We start from the raw sequence: 1,820 nt of genomic DNA, 5'->3' as shown, positions 1-1,820 counted from the left end.
CATCCGCACGCCCATCCAGCCGTCGCCATGGAACATGCCCACCGAGCGCACCGGCAGGATGCGCGGCAGCTCGACGTTTGAGCCGCTGACCACGCGGACGGCGTCGCCGCCGGTCGCCTGGGTCAGCGGCTTCAACGTGTCCGTGGTGGAGGTGACTTCCGAAAACTCCTTCGGATTGGTCGGGCCGACATTGATCAGCGCCTTCAGCGTGCCGTCGGTCGCCTGCCACAGGCCGAGCTCGCTCGCGGGAAGGCTGGCGCGCCATTCGCCGGGATCGGCAGCCGCGAGCGTCAAATCGTGCGACACGCCCGACGGCGAGGTCACGCTCACCGGCTGAACGCTGTCGGCCATGGTCTGACGCACCACGACGAGGTCCTTGCCCTGCACCTGCAGACGCAGCGCCTCCTCGTCGAGATCGGGTTGCTTCATCAGCCAGTGTGACATCCGCCTCAGCAGGTCGAGATGCGGGCCGCCGCCCTCATAGCCGCGCGCCCACAGCCAGATGTGATCGGACAGCAAGAGCGCAACCCGGCCCTCGCCGAAGCGCGACAGGAACAGAAGCGGCTTGCCGTCGGCCCCCGTCATCACCGGCGGGTTGACGGAATTGCGGGTGTCGACCGTCCTGAAGAAGCGGCTCCAGCGCGGCGGCTCGCTGGCGGAGCCCTCCAGGGCGCGCGTGACGGGGTGGCGTTTGCCGACGTCGGACAGATGCGCATAGAACGGCTTTTCCGTCACACCGACGGGTTCGGCCGGCAGCACGGTATCCAGCGGCGTGCGCCAGATGCTGGTGTTGGAGGCGTAGTCGGGTCCGGCCGAGACCAGCACTGCGCCGCCCGAGCGGACATAGCGCGCGATGTTGTCGAAATAGGCGATCGGCAGCACGCCCTGGCGGGCGTAGCGGTCGAAGATGATCAGCTGGAATTCGTTGATCTTCTGCTGGAACAATTCGCGGGTCGGAAACGCGATCAGCGATAATTCGTTGATCGGCGTGCCGTCCTGTTTCTCCGGCGGACGCAGAATGGTGAAGTGCACGAGGTCGACGCTGGCGTCGGACTTGAGAAGATTGCGCCAGGTGCGCTCGCCGGAATGCGGCTCGCCCGAGACCAGCAGCACGCGCAGCTTGTCGCGCACGCCGTCGATGGCGACGACGGCGCGGTTGTTCACCGGCGTCAGCTCCTTCTCGAGCGGCGAGGCTTCGATCTCGACGATGTTCGGCCCGGCATGCTTGATGTCGACGTCCACGCTCGCGGCCTGACCGCTCGATAGCGTGCGCTCGTTGATGACCTCGCCGTCCCTGCGGACCGTGACCTTGGCGCGCTCGCCGGTGACGCCCTGGTCGTCGAGGCGGTAGCTGATGGTCTGGGTCTGCCCGACGATGCCGAAGCGGGGCGCCGCCGTGATCGCGATGCGGCGATCGCGCTCGTCCTTCTGCCCGGTGATCAGCGCGTGCACCGGCGCTTGGAAGCCAAGCGCGGCGGCGTTCGCAGGAATGTCATGGACGCGGCCGTCGGTGATCAGGAACGCGCCGGCGACGCGGTCGACCGGCACGTCCGACAAGGTCGAGCCGAGGGCGCCGAACAGTTTGGTGCCGTCGGTCTCGCCGTCGGCCTGTCCGGCGTCGACGACGCGGACTTCGAGGCCCTTGATCTTCTTCAGGCTGTCGACCAGCGCCTCCTGCGCCTGCGCGGCCTCACGATTGCGATTGCCGAAATTCTGGCTCGGGCTCTTGTCGACGACGACGGCGGCAACCGAGGTGAGGGGGTCGCGGTCCTCGCGGGTGAAGGAAGGATTGGAGAGCGCCAGCAGGAACAGCGCCAGCG

Annotated in this window: 1 protein-coding gene; it reads right to left on the bottom strand. The window is 67.6% G+C overall.

Going from position 1 to position 1,820, the window contains the following annotated elements; all coding sequences use genetic code 11:
• Positions 1-1,820, bottom strand: a 1,820-nt coding sequence (locus MOV75_RS36630; RefSeq protein ID WP_247007818.1) for a hypothetical protein, incomplete at both ends; no start/stop codon positions are given.

Origin of the sequence: Bradyrhizobium sp. PRIMUS42 (genome assembly GCF_023006515.1) — a bacterium.
Taxonomy (GTDB): Bacteria; Pseudomonadota; Alphaproteobacteria; order Rhizobiales; family Xanthobacteraceae; genus Bradyrhizobium.
This window is presented reverse-complemented; position numbering and strand designations above follow the sequence as displayed.